2 protein-coding genes are annotated in these 1,934 nt (G+C 67.4%); one reads left to right on the plus strand and one right to left on the minus strand.

The features are described 5' to 3' along the window. The coding region (locus FN369_RS11105) for a hypothetical protein (protein WP_178087688.1) at positions 1–285 on the plus strand (285 nt) is incomplete at its 5' end. On the opposite strand, the gene FN369_RS05035 is transcribed toward FN369_RS11105, so the two are convergent. Continuing rightward, on the minus strand, positions 282–1,934 hold a 1,653-nt coding region (locus FN369_RS05035; RefSeq protein ID WP_142525105.1), incomplete at its 5' end, for an asparagine synthetase B family protein. The two genes, FN369_RS11105 and FN369_RS05035, sit on opposite strands and share 4 nt — an antisense overlap.

Consider the following 1,934-nt stretch of genomic DNA (forward strand, 5'->3'; position numbering starts at 1 on the left):
CCCCGGCTCCTCCAGCCGGGTCAGCGGCCGAATCGCGCCTCCTTTGCCGCCGACTTGCCGCCGGGACGTCGGCTCGCTTTTCTCCTCCAGCTCCTGGTGACCCCCACAGCGGCCGATCCCTCCTCCCTTCGCCTGCCGGCAGGCTGCTCCGTCCTCTATGCCCCGCTCCATCCGCTCCTCCTGGCGACCCGGAGGCTCTTCCCCCGATGCGGCAGAGAGACCGAGACCAATTCCAGGGATCGGGCTGGCGCCTCCAGCGGAACGGCGACGAGAACGCCCGGCTAGTTCCGCACCGCGGCTTCTTTGGGTCGCGGAGGCCGCACCATCCACCCCTTTCCGGAAGCCAGCCCCCGCAGCCAGAGAGCAAGGATCTTGGCCCGCCAAAGGATCATGGCGTCGAAGGGCTGCGGAGCCGCCTCGTATCGCTGCCAGGCCGATTCCAGCTCCCGCCATTCGACGTAGGGGGCCACATATTCCCGGTCCGCTCCAAAGAGGCCGAGCAGCAGCTTCCGGTCACGCTCACGCAAGAGACGGGTGAGAACCAAGCTCTGGTCGCTCTTGTCCCGCCGTAAGCGGACCGCCTCGGGCACCAGGCCGCGCACCGCCTCCCGCAGCCCATAGCGGGTCCACCCATTCCGGTACTTCTGCTCCGAAGGGAGCCTGAGGCACCAGTCGACGACCTCCCGGTCGAAAAAGGGGTGCTGCGGCTCCAACCCCCACCATCCGGCCTCCTTCGCAACCCCTTCGAAAAGTCCGGAGACGATCGGAGCGGTGAGCCGCAAAAGATGGCTCCCCCGCACCGAAGCGGCGGTCGCAAAATGGCGCCGCTGGAGGGCGTCGAGCCGTTCGACCAGGTGGTGCGTTCGGACCAGGCTCCGGCTGGGCAGAGCCGGGATCCCCACGCCGCGGGCCCGCCGGAGCGCTTGGCGCACCGAGCGCAAGGGGGCGGGAATCAGCGGGCGGAGCACATGGGCCTTCCAGACCGCACCGACCGAGAATCCGTGTCCGTCGGCCAGGGCTCTGGCCTCCCGGGAGAGTTGGCCCCACCGGAACCCCTTGCCGAGCTCGGCCAGCCTCTCGATTCCGTGAGAGACCACCGTGTCCCCGTCGAATCCGTCGAAGGCGAGCTCCACGCCGCTGGCCGCCCCTTCTCGATAGAGGGCGGTGTTCAAAAAAGCGTTGTAGCCGAGGAAGAGGCCGTCCTGCCGATAGAGCATCTGCTCGATTCCTTCGAGGGGATCGAGCAGATCGCCCCGCAGCCGGTGGAGTCGAAGGGAGGCATATTCGACCACCGCTTCGAGGAATCGGCTCTCGTCGCACTCCGGAATGGAAGGAAAGACGAGCGAGAGCGCCTCGATCGGTTCCATGGGCCCCAGGCGATTCCGCAAAAGACCCGCCATCGAAGAGGAGTCGATTCCCCCGCTCAAGAGAACGCCCACGCGGGCACCGGGACGCAGCCTCCGCTGCACAGCCCGATCGAGGCGGCGGTGCAACTCTCCTGCCAATTCCCGATCCTCTCCCCGGAGCGGGGCCCCGGCTTCGAGTCTCCAATATTCCCGGAGATCGATCCCCTCTGCCGAGATCCGCATCCAGTGGCCGGGAGGCAGTCGCCAAATCCCCTCGTAAGGCGTTCCGGCCGCCTCGCTCGCGATCCCAGCCAGGAACTCGGTGATGGCAAGCTCGCTGGGTCGGCGAGCGATCCAGGGGAAGGCGAAGAGACCCTTGATCTCGGAGGCAAAGGCGAGCTCCCCGCCCGCCCCATCCCGCCAAGCATAATAGAGCGGCCGAACCCCGAAACCGTCGCGAGAGAGAAAGAGGCATCCTCGGTCCGGATCCCAGAGAGCAAACGCAAACTCGCCTTCCAACCGCCCTACAGACTCCGCTCCCCAAAGCCGGTAGGCGGCCGCAATCAGCTCCGCCGGGCTCGCTCCGGC

This window comes from Methylacidimicrobium cyclopophantes, from assembly GCF_902143385.2.
In the GTDB taxonomy this organism is placed as follows: domain Bacteria; phylum Verrucomicrobiota; class Verrucomicrobiia; order Methylacidiphilales; family Methylacidiphilaceae; genus Methylacidimicrobium; species Methylacidimicrobium cyclopophantes.